The sequence below is a fragment of the Ectopseudomonas toyotomiensis genome, from assembly GCF_017167985.1.
GTDB classification, from domain to species: domain Bacteria; phylum Pseudomonadota; class Gammaproteobacteria; order Pseudomonadales; family Pseudomonadaceae; genus Aquipseudomonas; species Aquipseudomonas toyotomiensis.
This window is the reverse complement of record NZ_CP070505.1, coordinates 1,159,980-1,182,844: the sequence shown is the minus strand read 5'-3', so window position 1 is coordinate 1,182,844 and position 22,865 is coordinate 1,159,980. Positions and strand designations below refer to the sequence as shown.

Annotated in this window: 15 protein-coding genes; 12 read left to right on the top strand and 3 right to left on the bottom strand. The window is 61.1% G+C overall.

Annotation, left to right across the window (positions count from 1 at the left end; all coding sequences use genetic code 11):
• The first annotated feature begins 2 nt into the window (after positions 1-2).
• The gene (locus tag JWV26_RS05340) at positions 3-632 is read left to right on the top strand and encodes a LysE family translocator (protein WP_206418557.1); all 630 of its coding nucleotides are present in this window, start codon (positions 3-5) and stop codon (positions 630-632) included.
• Between the two features lie 45 nt (positions 633-677).
• Here JWV26_RS05340 and JWV26_RS05335 read toward each other — a convergent pair whose 3' ends face one another.
• Entirely contained in the window at positions 678-1,853 is a 1,176-nt protein-coding gene (locus JWV26_RS05335) for a thiolase family protein (protein ID WP_206418556.1), read from the bottom strand.
• A 190-nt stretch (positions 1,854-2,043) separates the two neighbouring features.
• Between JWV26_RS05335 and JWV26_RS05330 the strand changes: the two genes are divergently transcribed.
• The 5 genes from JWV26_RS05330 to JWV26_RS05310 all read left to right on the top strand — a co-directional run bounded on the left by JWV26_RS05330 (position 2,044) and on the right by JWV26_RS05310 (position 11,210).
• Positions 2,044-3,726 (top strand): fatty acid--CoA ligase, encoded by a 1,683-nt coding sequence (locus tag JWV26_RS05330; protein ID WP_206418555.1) that lies wholly within the window; start codon positions 2,044-2,046, stop codon positions 3,724-3,726.
• 217 nt (positions 3,727-3,943) lie between these two features.
• Positions 3,944-5,860: a DUF1302 domain-containing protein gene (locus JWV26_RS05325; RefSeq protein ID WP_206418554.1), complete on the top strand. Its 1,917-nt coding sequence runs from the start codon at positions 3,944-3,946 to the stop codon at positions 5,858-5,860.
• A gap of 32 nt (positions 5,861-5,892) precedes the next feature.
• Positions 5,893-7,260, top strand: coding sequence for a DUF1329 domain-containing protein (locus JWV26_RS05320; RefSeq protein WP_031306640.1), 1,368 nt, complete (start codon positions 5,893-5,895; stop codon positions 7,258-7,260).
• A 149-nt stretch (positions 7,261-7,409) separates the two neighbouring features.
• On the top strand, positions 7,410-10,151 hold the full coding sequence (locus JWV26_RS05315) for a winged helix-turn-helix domain-containing protein (RefSeq protein WP_206418553.1): 2,742 nt from the start codon (positions 7,410-7,412) through the stop codon (positions 10,149-10,151).
• A gap of 117 nt (positions 10,152-10,268) precedes the next feature.
• Positions 10,269-11,210 (top strand): alpha/beta fold hydrolase, encoded by a 942-nt coding sequence (locus tag JWV26_RS05310; RefSeq protein WP_206418552.1) that lies wholly within the window; start codon positions 10,269-10,271, stop codon positions 11,208-11,210.
• A 93-nt stretch (positions 11,211-11,303) separates the two neighbouring features.
• Here JWV26_RS05310 and JWV26_RS05305 read toward each other — a convergent pair whose 3' ends face one another.
• A complete protein-coding gene (locus JWV26_RS05305) occupies positions 11,304-12,149 on the bottom strand; it encodes a metal-dependent hydrolase (protein WP_206418551.1) in 846 nt (281 codons plus the stop codon).
• A 213-nt stretch (positions 12,150-12,362) separates the two neighbouring features.
• On the opposite strand from JWV26_RS05305, the gene JWV26_RS05300 reads away from it, so the two are divergent.
• From JWV26_RS05300 to JWV26_RS05275, 6 genes are all read left to right on the top strand, one after another.
• Positions 12,363-13,385: an AraC family transcriptional regulator gene (locus JWV26_RS05300; protein ID WP_206418550.1), complete on the top strand. Its 1,023-nt coding sequence runs from the start codon at positions 12,363-12,365 to the stop codon at positions 13,383-13,385.
• Positions 13,385-14,032, top strand: coding sequence for an MBL fold metallo-hydrolase (locus tag JWV26_RS05295; RefSeq protein ID WP_206418549.1), 648 nt, complete (start codon positions 13,385-13,387; stop codon positions 14,030-14,032). Before JWV26_RS05300 ends, JWV26_RS05295 begins: the two co-directional genes overlap by 1 nt.
• Positions 14,033-14,096: 64 nt before the next feature.
• The gene (locus JWV26_RS05290) at positions 14,097-14,765 is read left to right on the top strand and encodes a YiaD family glycine zipper/OmpA-like lipoprotein (protein ID WP_072424288.1); all 669 of its coding nucleotides are present in this window, start codon (positions 14,097-14,099) and stop codon (positions 14,763-14,765) included.
• A gap of 142 nt (positions 14,766-14,907) precedes the next feature.
• Complete coding sequence (locus JWV26_RS05285) at positions 14,908-15,564, top strand: YiaD family glycine zipper/OmpA-like lipoprotein (RefSeq protein WP_021489349.1); 657 nt, start codon at positions 14,908-14,910, stop codon at positions 15,562-15,564.
• A gap of 246 nt (positions 15,565-15,810) precedes the next feature.
• The gene (locus JWV26_RS05280) at positions 15,811-19,527 is read left to right on the top strand and encodes a response regulator (RefSeq protein WP_206418548.1); all 3,717 of its coding nucleotides are present in this window, start codon (positions 15,811-15,813) and stop codon (positions 19,525-19,527) included.
• 45 nt (positions 19,528-19,572) lie between these two features.
• Entirely contained in the window at positions 19,573-21,720 is a 2,148-nt protein-coding gene (locus JWV26_RS05275) for a putative bifunctional diguanylate cyclase/phosphodiesterase (RefSeq protein ID WP_074916355.1), read from the top strand.
• Positions 21,721-21,879: 159 nt separating this feature from the next.
• On the opposite strand, the gene JWV26_RS05270 is transcribed toward JWV26_RS05275, so the two are convergent.
• The gene (locus JWV26_RS05270) at positions 21,880-22,776 is read right to left on the bottom strand and encodes an acyltransferase (RefSeq protein ID WP_206418547.1); all 897 of its coding nucleotides are present in this window, start codon (positions 22,774-22,776) and stop codon (positions 21,880-21,882) included.
• Positions 22,777-22,865 lie beyond the last annotated feature (89 nt).

Below are 22,865 nucleotides of genomic sequence, written 5' to 3'. Positions count from 1 at the left end.
CCATGTACTGGACTGAATTTCTCACCGTTGCCCTGATTCACCTGCTGGCCGTGGCCAGCCCCGGGCCTGATTTCGCCATCGTCGTGCGCGAGAGCGTCGGCTACGGTCGCCGCGCCGGGTTGTTCACCGCCTTCGGTGTGGGCAGCGGGATTCTGGTCCACGTCACTTATTCGTTGCTCGGTATCGGCCTGATCGTGTCGCAGTCCATCGTGCTGTTCAACGCGCTGAAATGGCTGGCGGCTGCCTATCTGCTGTATATCGGCATCAAGGCGCTGCGCGCGCGCCCGGCCGACCCGGCCAGTGCCGAGCTGAATCTGGCAGCCGGCGAACGCAGCGGTCGTGGTGCCTTCGTCACGGGGTTTATCACCAATGGCTTGAATCCCAAGGCGACACTGTTCTTCCTGTCGCTGTTCACGGTGGTGATCAATCCGCATACGCCAGTGGCGGTGCAGGCCGGTTACGGCCTTTATCTGGCGCTGGCCACCGCTTTCTGGTTCTGCCTGGTGGCCTGGCTGTTCAGCCAGCAGCGCGTGCGCGCCGGCTTTGCCCGCATGGGGCACTGGTTCGATCGGCTGATGGGCGCAGTGTTGGTCGGGATCGGTGTGAAGCTGGCGCTGAGCGAAATGCGCTAAACCAAAGAACCCCGCAACTGCGGGGCTCTTTGGTGATGGGCTGGTTTACAACAGTTCGATGGCGACTGCAGTGGCTTCGCCGCCACCGATACACAGCGAGGCGACGCCGCGTTTGCCGCCTTTCTTCTGCAGGGCGTTGATCAGAGTGAGGATGATCCGCGAGCCGGTGGAACCGACCGGATGACCCTGGGCGCAAGCACCACCGAAGACGTTGACCTTGGCGTGATCCAGGCCGTGTTCGCGCATGGCGAGCATGGTCACCATGGCGAAGGCTTCGTTGATCTCGAACAGGTCGATCTCGTCCTTGCTCCAGCCGGTCTTCTTCAGCAGGTTGCTCATGGCGCCGATGGGGGCCAGGGTGAACTCGCTCGGGTCCTGACTCTGGGTAGCATGGGCAACCACCTTGGCCAGTGGTTTGAGACCGCGCTTGGCGGCTTCATCAGCAGTCATCAAGAGCAACGCGCTGGCGCCGTCGGAGATCGAACTGGCGTTGGCGGCGGTGATGGTGCCGTCCTTCTTGAAGGCGGGTTTGAGCGCAGGAATCTTGTCCAGGTTGGCCGTCAGCGGCTGTTCGTCATCCTTGACCACCACCTCACCCTTGCGCGAGGTGACGGTGACCGGAACGATCTCCGCGTCCAGCGAGCCGTCCTTGATCGCCGCCTGCGCGCGGCGCAGCGATTCGATGGCATAGGCGTCCATTTCCTCGCGGCTGATGCCGTACTGGTCGGCCGTTTCCTGGGCGAAGGAGCCCATCAGGCGGCCAGTGCGCGCGTCTTCCAGGCCGTCGAGGAACATGTGGTCCTTGATCTCGCCATGGCCCATGCGCAGGCCGGTGCGGGCCTTTTCCAGCACATAGGGCGCGTTGGACATGCTTTCCATGCCGCCTGCGATCATTACCTGGTTGCTGCCGGCCTTGAGCGAGTCGAAAGCCATCATCACCGCCTTCATGCCCGAGCCGCACAGCTTGTTAATGGTGGTGCAACCGGTGGCAGAGGGCAGTCCGGCATTGAGCGAAGCCTGGCGGGCCGGACCTTGCTTGAGACCAGCCGGCAGTACGCAGCCCATGATCACTTCCTGCACATCGGCCGGCTCGATACCGGCGCGCTTGACTGCTTCACGAATGGCAGCAGCGCCCAGCTCGACAGCGGGCACGCTGGCCAGGCTGCCTTGAAAACCGCCCATGGGAGTACGGGCGCCGCTGACGATGACGATATCGGACATGGTGTTACCTCGAACGAAAGTATGGGGCGATGAAGCCTGTTTCAGGACTGACTAGCTGGATTGATTCTAACCTGTGACCAAAAGTGGCCATAGAGTCACGTGGCAAATCATTCTTTGGGCTGATTTAGCGCTGCATGAGCCGTTCTAGAGTCGTTGCATACCTATTCCTCGCGTGCCTCAAGGTGACTTCATGCTGCAGACTCGACTGATCCCTCCCGCCAACAACACCCACGCCTATCCGCTGCTGATCAAGCGTCTGCTGCTATCCGGTAGCCGTTACGAGAAGACCCGTGAAATCGTTTATCGCGACAAGCTGCGTTACAGCTACGCCACATTCAACGAGCGTGTCGCGCGCCTGGCCAACGTGCTTAGCGAGGCGGGGGTCAAGGCCGGCGATACCGTGGCGGTGATGGATTGGGACAGCCACCGCTATCTGGAGTGCATGTTCGCCATTCCCATGCTCGGCGCGGTGCTGCACACCATCAACATCCGCCTGTCGCCGGATCAGATTCTCTACACCATGAACCACGCCGAGGACCGTTTCGTGCTGGTCAACAGTGAGTTCGTGCCGCTGTACAACGGCATTGCCGGCCAGCTCACCACCGTCGAGAAGACCCTGCTGTTGACCGATGGCGAAGACAAGAACGCCGAGCTGCCGAACCTCGTTGGCGAGTACGAGAGCCTGCTGGCCGCAGCCAGCCTGCACTATGACTTCGCCGATTTCGATGAGAACTCGGTGGCTACGACCTTCTATACCACAGGCACCACTGGTAACCCCAAGGGCGTGTACTTCACTCATCGGCAACTGGTGCTGCACACCATGTCCATGGCGACCACCATGGGCGGCCTGGACAGCATCCGCCTGCTCGGCAACGACGATGTCTACATGCCGATCACGCCCATGTTCCACGTGCATGCCTGGGGCGTGCCCTACGTGGCCACCATGCTTGGGGTCAAGCAGGTATATCCCGGCCGCTACGAGCCGGAAATGCTTTGCCGCCTGATCAAGGAAGAGAAGGTCAACTTCTCCCACTGCGTGCCGACCATCCTGCAGATGGTGCTGAGCGCGCCAGGTGCGCAGGGCCATGACTTCGGCGGCATGAAGATGATCATCGGTGGTAGCGCGCTGAATCGCTCCCTCTACGAGGCGGCCAAGGAGCGTGGTATCCAGCTGACCGCGGCCTATGGCATGTCCGAGACTTGCCCGCTGATTTCCTGCGCTTACCTCAATGAAGAGCTGCGTGCCGGTAGCGAGGACGAGCGCACCACCTATCGAATCAAGGCCGGTATTCCGGTGCCGCTGGTGGAAGCCGCAATCATGGATGCCGATGGCAAATTGCTGCCGAGCGACGGAGAGTCCCAGGGCGAGCTGGTGCTGCGCGCGCCCTGGCTGACCCAAGGCTATTTCCGAGAGCCAGAGAAGGGCGAGGAGCTTTGGGCACATGGTTGGCTGCACACCGGCGATGTGGCGACCATCGACGGTATGGGTTTCATCGAAATCCGCGACCGAATCAAGGATGTGATCAAGACCGGGGGGGAATGGATTTCCTCGCTGGAGCTGGAGGACCTGATCAGCCGTCACTCGGCGGTGCGTGAAGTGGCGGTGGTGGGCGTGCCCGATCCGCAGTGGGGCGAGCGCCCGTTTGCGCTGCTGGTACTGCTTGAAGAGCAGGGGCTGGATGCCAAAGGCTTGAAGGAACATCTCAAGCCTTTCGTCGAGCAAGGTCACATCAACAAGTGGGCGATTCCCACGCAGATCGCCCTTGTTACTGAAATTCCCAAGACCAGTGTCGGCAAACTGGACAAGAAGCGCATTCGCGTCGAAATCGCCCAGTGGCAGGAGGCTGGCAGCGCGTTCCTGTCCACGCTGTGAGGTGCGAATTGACTGGGTGGTGAAAGTGACCACTCAGTCAAACAAGCGTTTGGCTTGCTAATTGCTGTTTCACGTCCATGCTTGGCTAGGGACAGGGCCTGAAACCTGCGAGCCAGAGTGCCTGGGGGCTGCAAATCACACTTTCGAGGGATCAAGCAGTACCACCTGCTGGCTATAGTCCAAGCATCCATAACAAAAAACACATGGAGTAGCGTCGATGACAACAAAAACAAAACCCTACTGGCGCCTGGCAAAACTGCCGCTGGCCGTCAGCCTCGCTTCCACCCTTGCCGCTCCGGCATTCGGCGTCACTTTCAATATCGGTGAGATCGAAGGGCAGTTCGACTCGTCGCTGTCGGTCGGTGCTAGCTGGTCGACTTCCAAGGCAGATAAAGATCTGATTGGCGTGAATAACGGCGGTCGTGGTCTGTCGCAGACCTCTGATGATGGTCACCTGAATTTCAAGCGTGGTGAGACCTTCTCGAAAATCTTCAAGGGTATCCATGACCTTGAACTGAAATACGGTGACACCGGCGTATTCGTGCGCGGTAAGTACTGGTATGACTTCGAGTTGAAGGACGAGAGCCGTCTGTTCAAGGACATCAGCGATAGCAACCGTAAAGAGGGTGCCCAGTCTTCTGGCGCTGAAATTCTCGATGCGTTCATCTATCACAACTATGCCATCGGCAATATGCCGGGCAGCGTTCGCCTCGGTAAACAAGTGGTCAACTGGGGGGAAAGCACCTTCATCGGTGGTGGCGTCAACGCCATCAACCCTATCGATGTCTCTGCATTTCGCCGTCCAGGCGCGGAGATCAAGGAAGGCCTGATCCCTGTAAACATGTTCTATGTGGCACAGAGTCTGACCGACAACTTGTCGATGGAAGCCTTCTATCAAATAGAGTGGGACCAGACCGTGGTGGATAACTGCGGCACATTCTTCTCTCAGGCAGACGTGATTGCGGACGGTTGTGATCAGAACTTGGCTGTACTGCGGACAGAGCAAGGCGTTTTCGATGCTGTTTACGCGCAGGCTATTGCAGGAGGTGCGTCCGATGCAGTTGCTAATGCCACCGCAGCCGGTACCGTGGCAGCTCTCGCTGGCCAGGGCGTCACCTGGGGAAGCCCGGACGAGGGGGTTGTGGTAGCTCGAGGAGCGGATCGAGATGCTCGCGATAGCGGACAGTGGGGTGTTGCTTTCCGTTACATGTTCGAGCCGCTGGATACCGAGTTTGGTTTCTATGCAATGAATTATCACAGTCGACTGCCAATTTTCAGCGGTAGTGCGCCGGATGCGTCTGTATATGCCACTGCTGCTGGGTTTGGAGCTCTGGCCCCATTGATAGTAGCGGGCAACTCTCAGTACTTTATCGAGTATCCGGAAGACATTCGTCTTTATGGTTTGAGCTTCTCGACTACCTTGCCCACTGGGACAGCATGGAGCGGGGAAATCAGCTATCGACCCAATGCACCGGTGCAGCTGAATACCACCGATATCCTCTTTGCCGGCGTTACGCCGCTGGATCCTAACGTGTCGGTACTGCAGGGGACTCCTGGCACCGATCTGCATGGTTATCGCCGTAAGGAAATCACTCAGCTTCAAACGACCTTCACCCATTTCTTCGATCAAGTCATGGGCGCAAGTCGTCTGACGTTGGTGGGTGAACTCGGTTGGACCCATGTCGGTGGTTTGGAAAGCAACAGCGAGGCACGTTACGGGCGTGACCCAGTCTTTGGGCCGGGGCCTCTTCCTGGTGGCACTTGCCAAACCCTGAATACAGGGACTTTGGGAAGTGGTACGGCCGAGAATGTCGGCCGCTATTGTGAAAATGACGGTTTCACTACCTCCGACTCCTGGGGTTATCGCGCTCGCGCTATTTGGGAATACCCGAATGCCCTGGCTGGCGTGAACCTGCGTCCGAGTGTCGCTTGGTCGCACGATGTGAAGGGCTATTCTCCTGGCCCAGGCGCCAACTTCGAGGAAGGTCGTAAAGCCGTGAGCCTTGGCCTTAATGCCGAGTACCAGAACACCTACACCGCTGATCTGTCGTACACCAACTTCTTCGGTGGCGGAAAGTACAACACCCAGCGTGACCGCGATTTCGTCGCGCTCAGCTTTGGTATGAACTTCTAAGCGGCCAGGAATTTCGAGGAATCATGATGCAAATGAAAACAACAAAAAAACTGTGGCAAAGCGGTGTCCTGACCCTGTCTCTGCTGGCGACCAGCGTGATGGCGGCAGTGTCGCCTGACGAGGCTGCGAAGCTGGGCAACACCCTGACTCCGGTAGGCGCCGAGATGGCCGGCAATGCCGATGGCTCGATCCCCGCCTGGACTGGCGGTCTGCCGGCCAACGCCGGTGCGGTCGATCCGCGTGGCTTTTTGGCCGATCCGTTCGCCAACGAGCAGCCGCTGTTCACCATCACCGCGCAGAACGTCGACCAGTACAAGGACAAGCTGACTCCCGGCCAGCTGGCGATGTTCAAGCGCTACCCGGAAAGCTACAAGATGCCGGTTTTCCCGACTCACCGTTCGGCCAGCCTGCCGGCTGCGGTGCTGGAGGCGACCAAGCAGAACGCGGTGAACACCAAGATGGTGGAAGGTGGCAACGGCCTGGAGAACTTCCAGACCGCCAACCCCTTCCCGATCCCGCAGAACGGTCTGGAAGCGATCTGGAACCACATCACCCGCTACCGCGGTGGCAGCGTGCGTCGTCTGGTGACCCAGGCGACTCCGCAGGCGAACGGTTCCTACTCGCTGGTCTACTTCCAGGACGAGTTCACCTTCCGTGATGCGCTGACCGACTTCGATGCGAGCAAGGAAAGCAACGTACTGTTCTACTTCAAGCAGCGCGTAACCGCTCCGTCGCGTCTGGCCGGTAACGTGCTGTTGGTGCACGAAACCCTCAACCAGGTGAAGGAGCCGCGTCTGGCGTGGCTGTACAACGCTGGTCAGCGTCGCGTGCGCCGTGCTCCGCAGGTGTCCTACGATGGTCCGGGTACCGCCGCTGACGGCCTGCGTACTTCCGACAACTTCGACATGTACAACGGTGCGCCAGACCGCTACGACTGGCAGCTGGTCGGCAAAAAGGAGATCTACATCCCCTACAACGCCTACAAGCTGGACTCGCCGAGCCTGAAGTACTCCGACATCATCAAGGCCGGCCACATCAACCAGGATCTGACTCGTTACGAGCTGCACCGCGTATGGCACGTGACCGCGACCCTGAAGTCGGGCGAGCGTCACATCTACGCCAAGCGTGACTTCTACATCGACGAGGACACCTGGCAAGCCGCTCTGATCGACCACTACGATGGCCGTGGCACCCTGTGGCGCGTAGCTGAGGCGCATGCCCAGTACTACTACGACAAGCAAGTGCCGTGGTACACCGTGGAAACCCTGTACGACCTGCTGTCCGGTCGCTACCTGGCCTTGGGTATGAAGAACGAGGAGAAACAAGCCTACGACTTCAACTACAAGGCCGCTGGCAGCGATTACACCCCGGCTGCTCTGCGTCAGGCTGGCGTTCGCTAAAACCTGCCTCAAGCAACACGACGAAGCCGGCCTTGTGCCGGCTTTTTCGTTACGGACTGTAGCGGGCGCTTCAAATGGCCATTGCAGGTCGCTAGGCTGGGTTCAGATCGAGCCCGCCGATGCATCAGAAGACTTCCAAGAATAGGCCGATGACAGATCTCTCCCGCTCGCCAGGTTTTCCCTACACGCCGGCCACACCGGTGGAAGCGCGTTTCTATCGTCCGCCACTGCCAGTAGGGCATATGCCGCGACCCAGGCTGTGTCAGCGTCTTGAAGAGGGCCTGCAAGGGCGATTGCTGCTGGTCAGTGCGCCAGCAGGTTTTGGCAAGAGCTCACTGGCCATCGAGTTCTGCGAACGACTACCCGATCACTGGCACAGCCTCTGGCTCGGGCTGAACGAGCGCGATCATGATCCGGGGCGCTTTCTCGAGCGTCTCCTGCATGGGCTGCAGCAGTTCTATCCTGGCCTCGGCGAGGAAGCGCTCGGGCTGCTGAAGATGCGTCAGCGCCACCAACCCTTCGCATTCGAGCAGTGGCTCGACGGTTTACTCGATGAGCTGACCCAGCAGCTCGATGATGGTCAGCCGCTGTTGCTGGTGCTGGACGACTACCATCTGGCGCAGGGGCCGGTGCTGGATCGTTGTCTGCAATTCTTCCTCAACCATTTACCCCCTGGTGTGCTGCTGTTGGTCACCAGCCGTCAGCGGCCTGACTGGCACCTGGCGCGCCTGCGTCTGTCGAGGCAGTTGCTGGAGCTCAACGAGCAGGATCTGCGTCTGACGACCGCCGAGCTCGACGCGCTGTTGGCAAGTCAGGGCGCGCGCCTCGAGAAGGAGCAGGTCACCGGGATTCTGCAGCGCAGCGAGGGATGGATCGCTGGTTTACGTCTTTGGCTGTTGGCTGTCGAGGAACTGGCGGAAGCTGGCGAGGTGCTTCAACTGCACGGCGGTGAAGGGCTGATCCGTGAATACCTGCTCGAAGAAGTCATCGAGCGACAGCCCGCCGAGGTGCAACAGTTCCTGTATGACACCGCCTGCATGGAGCGCTTCTGCGCTGAGCTGTGCGATGCGGTTCGTGACAGCCATGACAGCGCCGCGATCATCCGCCATCTGCAGGCCAATCAGGTGTTTCTGGTGCCGCTCGACGAGCAGGGGCACTGGTTTCGCTATCACCACCTGTTCTCCGACTTGCTCAATGCGCGCTCTGCCGACGGATTGAGTCGTTCGCACGGTAGCGCCCACCTGCGTGCCTGTCGCTGGTTCGCTGCGCAAGGCATGCTGGATGCCGCCATCGAGCAGGCGTTGCTGGCAGGGCAGGCCGATGTGGCCGCCAGCCTGGTGCAGAACCTGTCCGAGGAGCAGATGCTGGCGGAACAGAACATCGCCATGCTGCTGCGCTGGAAAACCAATCTGCCGGACGATCTGCTGGCCAGCACACCACGACTGATCATGCTCTATGGCTGGGCACTGGCATTGGCCTGCCAGTTGGATGCTGCCCAAGAGTTGCTCGATCAGCTCGTACGCTTCCTGCCGGCTGCCGAGCCTGCCGCTCAACGCAGCCTGCTGGCGCAATGGCAGGCGCTCGATGGGGTTATCGCCCGTGGCCGTGGCGATGGTGTGCGTGCCGAACTGCAATGCAGCGAGGCCTTGGCCGGTTTACCGGCGGAGCGTTATGGCCCGCATTTCATGTGTCTGTCGGCGTTGTCCAACCTGGCCATGGTGCGTGGCGATCTGTGGCGTGCGCGTGGGCTGAACCGCGACGCCCTGGAGCTGGCACAGCGTATCGACAACCCTCTGCTCGAGGCGCTTGCCCATTATGAGCGGGCTCGTGTGTTGCAGGCCCGTGGTGAGGTGCTGCGCGCGCAGGAGGAAGTGCACCAGGGATTGCTGCTGGTGCAGCGTTTGCCGGCACAGCGTAATTACTCGGTGCGGGCGCGCTTGACGATTTATGAGGGCTATCTGCTCAGTCTGCGTCTGCAGCCTCAGGCCGTGGAACGCTTACGGGTGGGGATTGCCGAAGCCAGGGCTTGCCGCGATGTCGGTGCATTGATTGGCTATTGCGTGCTGGCCAGCCTGGAAGGGCGTGATGGACGGCCAGCCGAAGCGTTTGCCCTGCTGGGTGAGGCCGAACGCTTGATGCATGTCTGGGATGTGCCGGCGATCTACTACCTGGCGATGATCACGCTGATCAAGTGTGAGCTGTGGCTGCGGCAAGGACAGGTGGAGTTGGCTGCCGCCTGGTTGCCTCAGCTGGCGGAAACCTATGGTGAGCAGGGGCGAGCACTGGCGCCGGAGTTTCACCCGCAGCTGGCGTTGCATATCGATCTGCAGCAGGCAGCGTTGGAGCGTTTGCAGGGCGAGCTAGAGCATGCGGAGCGTCGTCTGCGTGCGTTGCAGCAGCGTGCACAGGGGCTGGGTGGTCAATTGGTCGGTCTGGCGGCGCAGGCGCAGCTCGCCCAATTACTGAAGCAGACCGGGCGAGAGCGGGAGGCGCAGCAGCAGCTCGACAGTTGTCTGGATCTCGCTCAGGGCGGCGCGCTGCTACCTTTCATCGAGCTGTTGCAGCATCAGCCGCGCTGGCTGCGCGAGCGTCTGCAGTTGCGTCCGCCGTGTCCGCTGCGCAACGCGCTGCTCGCGCAGTTGCCAGGCAGCCGGGATTCGGACGAGGAGGTGGTCGTAGAGGCGGGTGGCCTGACGGAAAAACTCAGTGGCCGCGAGTTGGCCGTGCTGCAGTTGATCGCGCGTGGCTGTTCCAATCAGGAGATCAGCGAGCGTCTGTTCATCTCTTTGCACACGGTCAAGACCCACGCCCGTCACATCAACAGCAAACTCGGTGTCGAGCGGCGTACTCAGGCGGTGGCGCGGGCCAAGGGCCTCGGGCTACTGCGCTGATCTGGGCGTTGCGGCAGCCGATCAAGACGGTGCTTGGCTCAACCTAGGTTGGGCGGTGTTTGGCGCCCACTCATGCTCTGATCGCGGATACCTACTGCAAGTGTCGAGGTATCGTGCATGTCTGCCAATAGACTGTCTCTGCAACCGCCGTTGGCTGCAGGCTTCGCCCGTATGGGCTTCGGGTCTCTGCCTCTGGAGCGCCTGAAATCGCGTTATGGCAATGCTGCTCAGGGTTCTCGCTATGTCGAGATTGACGGCTTCAATGTCCATTACCGTGACGAAGGCAGCCGTGACAAACCGGCGTTGGTACTGATCCATGGCGTGGTCGCTTCGCTGCACACCTGGGACGGGTGGGTGCAGGCCTTCGCCCCGCATTACCGCATCATCCGCTTCGACGTTCCGGGGTTCGGCCTCACCGGTCCGGCGCGCGACGGCGTCTATTCGGTCGAGCGAATGATGCACGTGCTTGGCCAACTGCTCGATTACCTGCAGGTGGGCAAGGCGGATATCGCCGGCAACTCCCTTGGTGGCTATATCGCCTGGAACTTCGCCTTGGTGCAGCCGCAGCGCGTCGGCAAGCTGGTGCTGATCGACCCGGCCGGCTATCCCATGCACAAGGTGCCGTGGATGATCGCTGCGGCTGCGCTGCCCGGTGCGACTGTCGCCATGCCGATGTGGATGCCGCGTGCCTTGATCGCCCAGGGCATCAAGGAGGTCTACGGTGAGCCGGGGCGAATCAAAGCAGGAGTGGTCGAGCGCTACTACGACCTGTCGCGACGCCCGGGTAACCGCCGCGGCATGATGGAGATCTTCCGCGTGCTGCTGAAGGTCAACAAGGAGGAGTTGCACACGACGCCGGAACGAGTTGCGCTGATCAAGGCGCCAACCCTGCTCATGTGGGGCGATCGTGATCGCTGGATCTCACCCAAACATGTGCCGCATTGGCAGCGCGATCTGCCGGGTGTTCAGGTCAGGGTCTATCCGGGTGTCGGGCATATCCCCATGGAAGAAATTCCCGAGCAGAGCGCGGCCGATGCAATGAGATTTCTGCTGGGTTGAGTTTGCCCTGGAAAGGCCCAGAGAAAATCCGAGCCACGAAACAAGCCCGGACAGTTTTCGGGCTTGTTTGTATTACGTGGCAGGTGCTGCGTTTCAGGCGGCTCCGGCCTGAATCAGCGGGGTACCGTCAAACTCCTCGCGGGTGGCGTGCAACAGGTCCAGGTTGTTGTGTTCCCAAGGGTGGAAGCCGTCCTTGAAGAAGTCCAGATAAGTGCTGATCAGCGGGCGGAACACGCCTTCCTTGCCCCACATCCAGCGGATGCCGTCGCGCCACACGCGCCAGTTCCACAACAGGCCGTCCACTTTGAGCATGTGTGCCAGGCCACGCGTAGTGTCGAGCACGAAGAAGAAGGTGCCCATGAGCATTGCCCGGCGCAGCAGCTTGCGGCTGCCACATACCTGGTTGTAAACGTCGAAGGCCACCGCCTTGTGCTCGGTCTCCTCCAGAGCATGCCAATGCCACAGGCGAGCCAAGGCTGGGTGAGCGTCGGCCATGTACGCGTTATTTCTCAGCAGGCCATCAGCCATGATCGCGGTAATGTGTTCCAGTGCTGCGGTTGCGGCCAGCTGGCGCTGTGGCGAGAACTTCTTCTGGGTGTAGCGGATGCGCGTCCGGGCACGTTTCTCGATGCGCTCGACGTCGTAACCCAGATCACGCAGACGCTGGCTGTACTCCAGATGTTCACGACTGTGATGGCCCTCCTGGCCGATGAAACCGCGAATCTGTTCATTGAGTACGGGGTCTTCTATACGGTCGCGGAAATGGCGTACCGAATCGATGAAGAAACGCTCGCCGTCGGGAAACAACACCGACATGGCATCGAACAGATGGGTCTTGAAGGCGTCGCCGCCGTTCCAGTGGCGCGGCAGCGGGTTGGGCAGATCGAAATCCATGTGCCTGGGGCGAATCTGCAATCCTTCCGGTGTAGTGCTGGCCATGAGAGCTCCATTGCGCTGTTTGACTGCTAACTACTATGGGCGTCATGCGCTGTTGGGCACAGGTTCGTAACAGCCAAGGTGGCAGTCATATCCGGCCAGTGCGTCATTCCAGCAAAAAGTTGGGGCAGCAGCAGGGCGGCGAGCGTGGATTCGCTGAGCTAAGGTTCGCAATCGGGAAGGTCATTTGCGGCCAGCTGCCAGAACAACGAACTGATGAAACAAACCCTCAACTTCACCGCCGAACTGGTTCCCGTCGCCTACGCCGAGGCGTTGCTGGCGCTGGCCGAAGAACTCGGCCTGGCGCGTACCGAGCTGTTTGCCGCCGCGCGGGTACGCCCAGAGGTGCTTGGCAGTCCCAATGGTCGACTGTCCTTTATCGACTTTCACCATCTGACTCAGGCTGCGTTGGAGCGGTGCGGAGAACCGGCACTTGGCCTGGTACTGGGCCAGCGCCTGAACGTCTCCACCCATGGCATTCTCGGTTACGCGGTGCTGTCCAGCGCCAATTTGGGCAAGGCGCTGCAGTTCGCCCTGAAGTACTATCGCGTGCTCGGTCTGTCCTTCGAGCTGGAACTCGTAGAGCAGGGCGAGGATGTGGAATTGCGCGCCGTCGAGTCTTTCCCCATGGGGCCGCAATCGCGCTTTACCGCCGAGGGCCTGCTGACCAGCATTCACACCATTGCACGTTTTCTCCTGGGGGAAGAGTTACAGGGCTTGGCCGTCGGTTTCGCTCATCCTGCACCGGACTACGCCGAGCGCTATGCCGAGGTGTTCGGTGTGGCCGCGCAGTTCGAGCAGCCCTGTCATTGGCTGCGCCTGCCGCGGCACTATCTGCAGCGGCCCATGGCCCTGGCCAACCCGGCCACGGTGCAGATGTGCGAGCAGCAGTGCGAAGCGCTACTGGCCAGCCTCGACGTGCAGGACGGCCTGCTCACACGGGTGCGACGCCTGTTGTTGGCGCGCCCCGGTGACTTTCCTGATCTTGAAAGCGCCGCGAGTGCCCTGCATACCAGTGGACGCAGCCTGCGCCGGCACCTGGCGCAGATGGGTACCAGCTATCAGCAGGTGCTCGACGACGTGCGCAAACGGCTGGCCCTGCAGTACCTGAGCACCACGCATTTGCCGCTGTATGAAATTGCCCAGTTGCTGGGTTTCAGCGACCCGTCCAACTTCCGCCGTGCATTCCGCAAATGGACCGGTAAACTGCCCGGCGATTACCGAAATGAGGTGCCCTGATGAGTTCTGTAGAACGTCCCGCCCTGATCCGCGAAACCTTCCCCGTCGGCCCCTTGCAGTGCAACTGCACCATCATCGGCGACCCGGTGACGAAGAAGGCCATCGTGGTCGATCCGGGTGGCAATCCCGATCTGATCATGGCGCGTCTGGAGGCTCATGGCCTCAAGGTGATGAGCATCATTCACACGCACGCCCATCTCGATCACTTTCTTGCGTCTGGACAGATGAAGGAGAAGACCGGTGCCACGCTGCATCTGCACAAGGAAGATCAGTTCCTCTGGGACAATCTGGAGATGCAGTGCAGCATGTTCGGTGTGCCTTACACGCCTGTGCCGGCACCGGACAAATGGCTGGCCGATGACGAGGAACTGGCCTGTGGCTGCGGCGTGGCCTTGCATACGCCAGGGCACACGCCGGGTTCGATGAGCTTCTGGTTCGAGGACGCCAAGCTGCTGATCGCTGGCGACACCCTGTTCCGTCGCGGTATCGGCCGTACCGACCTGTGGGGCGGCGACTACGCCACTATCGAGCGTTCGATCAGGCAGCGCCTGTACAGCCTTGACGAGGATGCCACCGTGGTCACCGGCCATGGCCCGGATACCCGCCTGGGCGACGAAATGCGGGAGAATCCCTTTATTCGTGCCTGACGGGGCACTAATGACCGCGCCGGAACTCAAAGAGCCATCATCCACCGTTCATGGAGATTCCTTCATGTTCCGTCTTTCTCTGATTGCCCTTTGCTCGTCCGCGCTGTTGCTTGGCGGCTGCGCCTCGCAGAACCCCTATGACCAGAGTGCACCGAGCTCCAACCGCACCGCCACCTACGGTGGTATCGGGGCGCTGGCCGGCGCGGCTGCCGGTGCGCTGATCAACCATGACAACCGCGGCAAGGGCGCGCTGATCGGCGCGGCCGTGGCTGGTGCCGCGGCGGCAGGTTATGGCTACTACGCCGACAAGCAGGAAGAAGAGCTGCGCCGCAGCATGCAGGGCACCGGCGTCGAGGTGCAGCGCCAAGGCGATGTGATTCAGTTGATCATGCCGGGTAACATCACTTTCGCCACTGACTCGGCGCAGATCGCCAGCAGCTTCTATCAGCCGCTGAACAACCTGGCCAATTCCTTCCGCCAGTACAACCAGAACAGCATCGAGGTGGTCGGGCATACCGATAGCACCGGCTCGCATAGCCACAACATGGGGCTGTCGCAGCGTCGTGCGCAGAGCGTAGCCGACTATCTGTTGGCGCAGGGGGTGGACCCCAGCCGCTTGAGTACCCGTGGTATGGGGCCGGATCAGCCGGTGGCCAGCAACGCCACCGTTGAAGGTCGTGCGCAGAATCGCCGGGTCGAAGTAACGCTGCGACCGCTGCCCGGTGTGCAGTAAGGTACGTATCGGGTCGATCTGCTCTGCTTCGCAGTTCTGATAGCCCCAGGCTGATAAGCTTGGGCGGAACTTCACCGCGCCTTGGCGGTTCGAAGGCTGCGGCATGTCTGCCCGATACCAGAAGAAATCCTAAGGAAATGTTATGAAGACCAGGCGTAATCTGATCGCAGCCACTGCGCTCATGGCCTTGCTGGCCGGCTGTACCACCAACCCTTACACCGGCGAGAGCCAGGCCGGCAAAGCCGGCATCTATGGCGGTATTGGCGCCGCGACCGGCGCGGTGATCGGTGCTGCGACTTCTAGCAAAAAGGACCGCACCAAAGGCGCGCTGATCGGTGCAGCCGTCGGTGGCGCCGCCGGTGGTGGTTACGGCTATTACGTCGACACCCAGGAGGCCAAGCTGCGCCAGACCCTGCAGGGCACCGGCGTGCAGGTGCAACGCAACGGCGATGATCTGAAACTGATCATGCCGGGCAATATCACCTTCGCCAGCAACTCGGCGGATATCTCCAGCAGCTTCTACCCGACCCTCAATTCACTGGTGCTGGTGTTCAAGGAGTTCAACAAGAACGGTGTGAACATCGTCGGTCACACCGACAGCACCGGTTCGCAGGAGCTTAACCAGAGCCTGTCGCAGCGTCGCGCTCAGAGCGTGGCCAACTACCTGACCGCCAACGGCGTGCCGGGTCAGCGCATCTCTGCATACGGTGCTGGCCCGAGCCAGCCGATTGCCAGCAACGCCACCGATGCTGGTCGTGCGCAGAACCGTCGTGTCGAGATCAACCTGCGTCCGCTTTAAGGCCTCGTCGCGTTGAATCAAAGCCTCCCTCCGGGAGGCTTTTTTATGTCGCTGACATTCATGGCTGCGGACGTATGTAGCTGAGGCGCCAGAAGGTGTTTGCGGCAATGTCCGTGACCGCCCGTCGAGTCTCTTCTGGCAAAAGGCCACTCATTCAAATCCTGACTAGAATGCTTGCTGTGGTTCTGTGATGTCCGCGTGCGGATGTACCGTGCGCGTTGGTTCTGGATGACCGAAGGAGAGCGAATGGACGACAGAGCTGTCGAGCGGCCACCAAGGCCCTGGACGCCGCTGCTGGTTGCGCTTGGCCTGCTACTGGGGTTGGGTGGCCTGATTTTCTGGCAGTGGAATACTTTGCAGGAGCGTGAGCGCGAGAACAGTCAGCGCCGCTTTCAACTGGAGGCTCAGGACGTAAGCCAGCGGGTGCTGGCGCGTATGCGCACATACGAGATGGTCCTGCGCGGCGTATCCGGGCTGATGATAGGCAGTGATCAGGTCTCGCTCGCCGAGTGGGAACGTGCTCTGGATCAGTTGCAGGTTCAGGATCGCTACCCTGGTATTCAGGCCGTGGCCTGGTCACGTTATCTGCTGCCGGAGCAACTGACTGACTTTGCTGCCGAGGTAGCTGCCGACGGTCGCCTCGACTATCAGATCTTCCCTTCTGGTGAGCGTGAGCATTATCTACCTATCGATTACGTCAGCCCTGTGGATTGGCGCAATCGGCGCGTGCTCGGCTTCGACATGCTCAGCGAAGCAGTGCGGCGGACGGCTATCGAGCGCAGTGTCGAGACTGGCGAAGCCAGCCTCAGCGCGCCGCTGATATTGCGTCAGGAGGTCGATGTAGACGTGCAGTCTGGCGTACTGCTCTACCTGCCGGTGTTTCGCCCAGGGTTACCCGTCAATACCGCAGAGCAGCGGCGATCTGCATTACTGGGCCTGGTGCATGGGGCGTTTCGCAGCCATGACCTGATCGATGGGATTCTTGGCGCTCAGACGCGTTTGTTCGACATCGTTCTGAAAGATCCGCAGGCAACTGACCTTCAGCTGCTCAGCGGCGAAACCAAGGCCAATGGCTGGCAGCCGAGATTTCGCAGTCAGCAGGAGTTATCCCTGTATGGCCGCACCTGGGCGCTTGAGGTGATAGGCACCCCTGAATACGAGCGCAGCCTGGTCGATCGCAGCAGCATGCTCGGTCTCTGGGCGGGGCTGGCCGCAACGCTGTTGCTGTCGATTCTGGTCGGCGGCTTTCTCTATCAGCGCGACCGCAAGCTGCAGATCAGTGAGCGGGCTGCCGTGGCCCTGCGCGAGCGCGAAGAGCGCTTTCGTCTATTGGTCGAACGGCTGCCGGTGGCGACCCTGCTCTGTGATGACAGGGGCCGCATCGAAATGGCCAATCGCAGCGCTGCCGAGCTGTTCGACTGCCCGCTCAATGCCTTGCCGGGTGAGACCGTGTTGCGCGTGCTGCCCAATATCGAGTCGCCGAAAGACCTGCAGGAGCAGTTGGCCGAGAGTGACGAACGCATGGTGCGCACGTTACGCGGTGAGTCGATTCCGGTCAGCATCAGCCTCAACCCGCTGCACGAGGGCAGCAGCTACCTGATCAACCTGGTGGACCTGCGTGCGCGCAAGGTGGCCGAGGAGCGTTTTCGTTTGGTGGTCGAGGCTTCGCCCAATGCCATCGTGCTGGTCGATGCGCTGGGGCGCATCGCCATGGTCAATCGACAGACCGAGCTGCTGTTCGGGTACGAGCGGCAGATGTTGCTCGGCGAGCCGGTGGAAATGCTCCTGCCGGCGGCGCAGCGTGGCAGCCATGTGGCGCTGCGTCGTGGTTACCAGGCCATGCCCGAACAGCGCCGCATGGGCGGCAATCGCGAGCTGTTCGGGCAGCATCGTGAAGGCCGCATGATTCCTCTGGAGGTCGGCCTGTCACCCATTCGCAGCGGCGATGAAAACCTGGTGCAGGCGGTGATCATCGATATCAGCGAGCGCAAGGCGGCCGAGCAGAAATTGCGAGAGCAGGCCGAGCAACTGTTGTTGGCCAACCGCTACAAGTCCGAGTTCCTCGCCAACATGTCCCATGAGCTGCGCACGCCGCTCAACAGCATCCTGATTCTCAGCGATCAACTGCGCCAGAATCTGGCGGGCAATCTCACCGAGAAGCAGACCAAGCACGCCGATATCGTGCACCGCGCTGGCAGCGATCTGCTGCAACTGATCAACGATGTACTCGACCTGGCCAAGGTCGAATCGGGGCGCATGCAGCTCAAGCTGGAGCCGATCAACATGCAGGACGTGCTGGTGGAGCTCGATGCCAGCCTGCGGCCGATGGCCGAACTCAAGGGCTTGCGTCTGCACACCCAGCTGGAGGCCGGGGTACCACGCGTCATTCACACCGACCGTGTGCGTCTGCATCAGATCCTGCGCAATCTGCTGTCCAACGCGCTGAAGTTCACCGACCAGGGTGAGGTCACGCTGAGCGTCAGCAGTCAGGGGCGCCAGGAGGATGAGCGCGAGCTGCTCTGCTTCAGCGTGCGTGATACCGGCATTGGCATCGATCCGGCCCAGCACGAGCAGGTCTTCCAGGCTTTTCAGCAGATCGATGGTTCTACCAGCCGGCGTTTCGGCGGTACCGGCCTGGGGCTGGCCATCACCCGTCAGCTGGTGCTGGCCCTGGATGGCGACATCAGCCTGCAGAGCGCGCCGGGGCAGGGTTCTACCTTCACCGTCAGATTGCCGGTGCAGGCGGGCTCGCTCAGTGTCGAAGCGCCACTCGAGGGGCCGCAGCGTGCAGGTGACGGCCCGCCGCTGTTGATCATCGAGGACGATGCCAATTTCGCCGCAGTGATCGCCGAGGAGGCTCATGCTCACGGCTTCTCCAGCGTGCACTGCCGCACCGGGTTACAGGCGCTGGGACTGCTGCAGCAGGAATCGTTCAATGCGGTGATCCTCGACATCCTGCTTCCCGATCTCAGTGGCTGGCAGCTGTTTCGGCGTCTGCGCGCCCAGCCGAACCATCGGCATACGCCGGTGCACATTATTTCCTGCGTCCCACAACCGGTGGGTTGGAACGACGATGGCACCCGCTATCTGGTCAAACCCATCGGCCGCGATGAGTTGGAGCAGGTGTTCATCGAGCTGCAGCACGGTGCGCAGCAGGAGCAGGCATTGTTGTTGGTGGAGGATGTCGAGATAGAGCGCGAGCACTACCGTGAGCAGTTGACGGAGCTGGGCTTCCAGGTCATCGCCTGCGCCGATGGCGAGCAGGCACGCGAGGCCTATGCGCTGGGCCAGTTCTGCGCGCTGGTGATCGATCTCGACCTGCCGGATCAGGACGGTTTTTCCCTGCTCGAGAGTCTCAACCAGTTACGCACGTTGCAAGGTACACGCGTGGTGATCAACACCGGTGTGGACGTCACTCAGCAGACCCTGCAACGGCTGCGGCGCTATAGCGCCGTGGTGGTGCGCAAGCATGGTGACGACACCGACGCGTTGTGCCAGGCGGTACAGGGCTTTCTCGGTGACGTGCGTGCGCCGCAACCGGCCCATGCACGGCTCAACCCGTTACAGGGCAAGCGCATTCTGCTGGTGGATGACGACGTGCGTAACGTCTATGCACTGACGGCGCTGCTGGATGAAGTGGGGTTGCGCGTCAGCTCCGCCAAGGACGGCCTGGAAGCCATCGCCAGTTACCAGCGTGATCCCTTCGACCTGATTCTGATGGATATGGCCATGCCCAATATGGATGGCTACACGGCCACGCGGCTGCTCAAGCAGGAGCACGGCTGCGTGATCCCCATCATTGCGCTCACGGCCCATGCCATGAAGGGCGATCGCGAGAAGTGCATCACCGCTGGCGCGGATGACTACATGGCCAAGCCGATCAAGCGTGATGAGCTGCTGGCACTGCTGGAGCGCTGGCTGGCGATGCCGACCATGCCTTCGCCCGGCGATGGACTACCCTGATGACAGGAGTGACTGGTGCAAGGGCAGATGGATAGGGGAGTGACGATGGCCCAGGCGCAGAGCAAGAACGCCGCCGTACCCGCCAAGCAGGTTCTGCTGGTGGTGGATGACCGTGTAGAGAACCTCGAGGCCATGCAGGCGCTGCTCGAAGATGGAGAGTGGCTGCTGCGCTGTGCCAGTTCCGGCGAAGAGGCCCTGCGCTGTCTGCTCGAAGAGGATGTGGGGCTGGTGCTGCTGGACGTGCAGATGCCGGGTATGGACGGCTTCGAAGTCGCCCGGTTGATGCGCGGCAACCCGCGTACGCGGCTGACGCCGATCATCTTCGTGTCCGCCATCGCGCAGACCCACGATGCCGTGCTGCGTGGTTACAGCACTGGCGCCGTGGACTTCGTGCTCAAACCTTTCGATTCCAGCGTGCTGCGCCACAAGATTCAGAGCCTGCTGGAGCACGAGCACAATCGCTGCGAATTACAGACACTTTCACAGCAGCTCGAGCGCGCCAGGGCATTCAACGCCTCGGTGCTGGCGAACGCCGCCGAGGGTATCCTGGTGGTCGGCGAGGATGGTCGCATCCAGTTCGCCAACCCGGCCATGGCGCAGATGCTCGATGGCGAGGTAGGCGATCTCGAGGGCGCCGATCTGCTGTCGTTTCTCAAGAATCCGGCCAGCGAAGACGGTTGGCAGCAATCGGAGTTCTATCTGCACTTCAGGCGCGAGGCGACCTACCGCGTGCATGAAGCGATCATGCGCACGCTCAAGGGTGGTTGCCTGCCCGTGGCGTTGTCCTGTTCGCCACTGCCGCGGCCGCAACGCGCGATGGTATTGATCGCGTTGGACATGTCGGTGGTGCGCAATCTGCACGCGCAGCTGGAGTCGCAGGCGGTCACTGACGCGCTGACCGGCCTGCTCAATCGCCGTGGCTTTCATCTGGCGTTGGAATCGGCGTTGGCGCGTATCGAACGCAGCGGTCAGCGGGTTGCGGTGCTGTACCTGGACCTGGACGGTTTCAAACGCATCAATGACTCGCTGGGTCATGATGTCGGCGATCAGCTGCTGCGCCGCGTCGGTGAGCAGCTCAAGGCGTGCTTGCGCCCCTACGACAGCCTGGCACGCATCGGTGGTGACGAGTTCACTGCGCTGCTGGACAACCTCGGTCACCCCGAGGATGCGGCCAAGGTCGCGGAGAAGCTGATCGAGCTGGTCTCGGTGCGGCATAACCTTGATGGTGTGGATTTCACCCTCGGCGCCAGTGTCGGCATCGCCTGCTTTCCCGAGTGCGGGCAGAGCGTCGAAGGCCTGCTGCGTTCGGCCGATATGGCGATGTACGAAGCCAAGCGCGCCGGTCGTCAGCAATACCGCTTCTTCTCACCGGAGATGAACGGCCGCGCGCGGTCGCGGCTAATGCTCGAAGAAAGCCTGCGTCACGCCATCGAGAACGATGACTTCGTGCTGGTCTATCAACCCCAGTTCCATCTCGATAGCGGGCGCCTGCGTGGCTTCGAGGCCTTGCTGCGCTGGCAGCATCGTGTCGCTGGCACTGTGGCACCGAACGTGTTCATTCCACTGCTCGAAGAAACCCGCCTGATCAATCGTCTCGGCGAGTGGATCTTCCGTGAGGGCGCCAGGCAGTTGGCGGACTTCAAGCAACAGTTTGGCGAAGACATGGTGCTCAGCCTTAACGTCAGTCCGGTGCAGTTCGGTATGCCGCAACTGGTGACTGATCTGCAGCGTGTGCTCGACGCCCACGGACTGAAGCCCAGTCAGCTGGAGGTGGAAGTGACCGAGAGTGCGCTGATGCAGGACCTGGAGCTGACCCAGGCGCAGCTGCGTCAGCTGCGTGAGCTGGGGGTGAAGATCGCCATTGATGACTTCGGCACCGGTTACTCGTCATTGGCCTATCTGCGTCATTTCGAACTGGACACGCTGAAGATCGACCGTCTGTTCGTCTCTAACATGCTGGACTCACCGCGTGATGCCGCGGTGGTCAGCACCATCATCGATCTTGGTCGGCATCTGGGGCTGGAGGTCATCGCCGAGGGTGTCGAAACTCAGGCGCAGCGCGAGTGGCTGACGCGGCACCACTGCAACATCATGCAGGGCTTTCTGGTGGCGCCGGGTGTGCCGGCCGGCACCGCGATGCAGGTGCCGGCACAGCTGGATTGGAGCAGGCTGCCGCTGCCGCGCGGCGAATGAAGAGCTCTTCTAAAAACTACCTGCGTTGTCATCGCTGCGTTAAAAACAAGCTCAAAGTGCTCATTTACAATTCGTAAACTCCGCCTTTTCGGTTGTTTTTGCCTTGCGCTGACTGCCTCGTTAACGTTTTTAGAGGAGCCCTGAAGCGCCAGGCGCGTTTCAGGCTTGCTGGTGAAGGCTGGCGAGCTCCGCGTCTTTCTCTTCCCACAGACGGTTGACCCACTGCTGGAATGCCAGGCGGTAGTCGTCGTCCTGATCGTAGTTGCGGCCGATGAATTCGCGCGGAATATCGACCTGCCTGAAAATCACCTGCACAGCATCCAGGCGGCCACAGAGCAGGTCCCAGAAGCCCGGCACACCGTGGGGATAGTGGATGGTGACATTGACGATGGCATGCAGCTGTTCACCCATTGCGTCGAGCACGAAGGCGATGCCGCCGGCCTTGGGCTTGAGCAGGTACTTGAACGGCGACTGCTGTTGCGCATGCTTGGCCGGAGTCAGGCGGGTACCCTCGAGGAAGTTGAATACCGCCACGGGATTGGTCTTGTAACGCGCGCAAGCCTTGCGCGTGGTGGCCAGGTCCTGGCCGCGCTTTTCCGGGTACTTGGCCAGGTATTCCTTGCTGAAGCGCTTCATGAAGGGAAACTCCAGCGCCCACCAGCACAGGCCGATCACCGGTACCCAGATCAACTCCTGCTTGAGGAAGAATTTCAGCAGCGGCATGCGCTGGTTGAGCAGGTATTGCAGCACCAGGATGTCCACCCAGCTCTGGTGGTTGCTGGTCACCAGATAGGAATGACGGGTATCGAAGCGCTCCAGCCCCTGAACCTTCCATTCGATGTGGCCAACCAGGCGCATCCAGAATTTATTGATACCGATCCAGCTTTCGGCGATGCCGTGCATGACGAAGCGCAGCGCGCGCTGGATCGGCGCGAAGGGCAGCAGCAGTTTGAGCAGGGCGACGAAGAACAGCGGCCAGCACCAGAACAGGGTATTGAGAGCCAGCAGCAGGCTCGCGATCAGGCCGCGCAGCGGCGCGAGAAGAAAGTGCAGCATCGGGCGAACGCCTCCATAAGCAGGCTGCACGTCCGGCGGGCAGCCTGAGAAAGGGGCTTTCTCTGCGCCCCGTATCAGTCGAAAGAGCT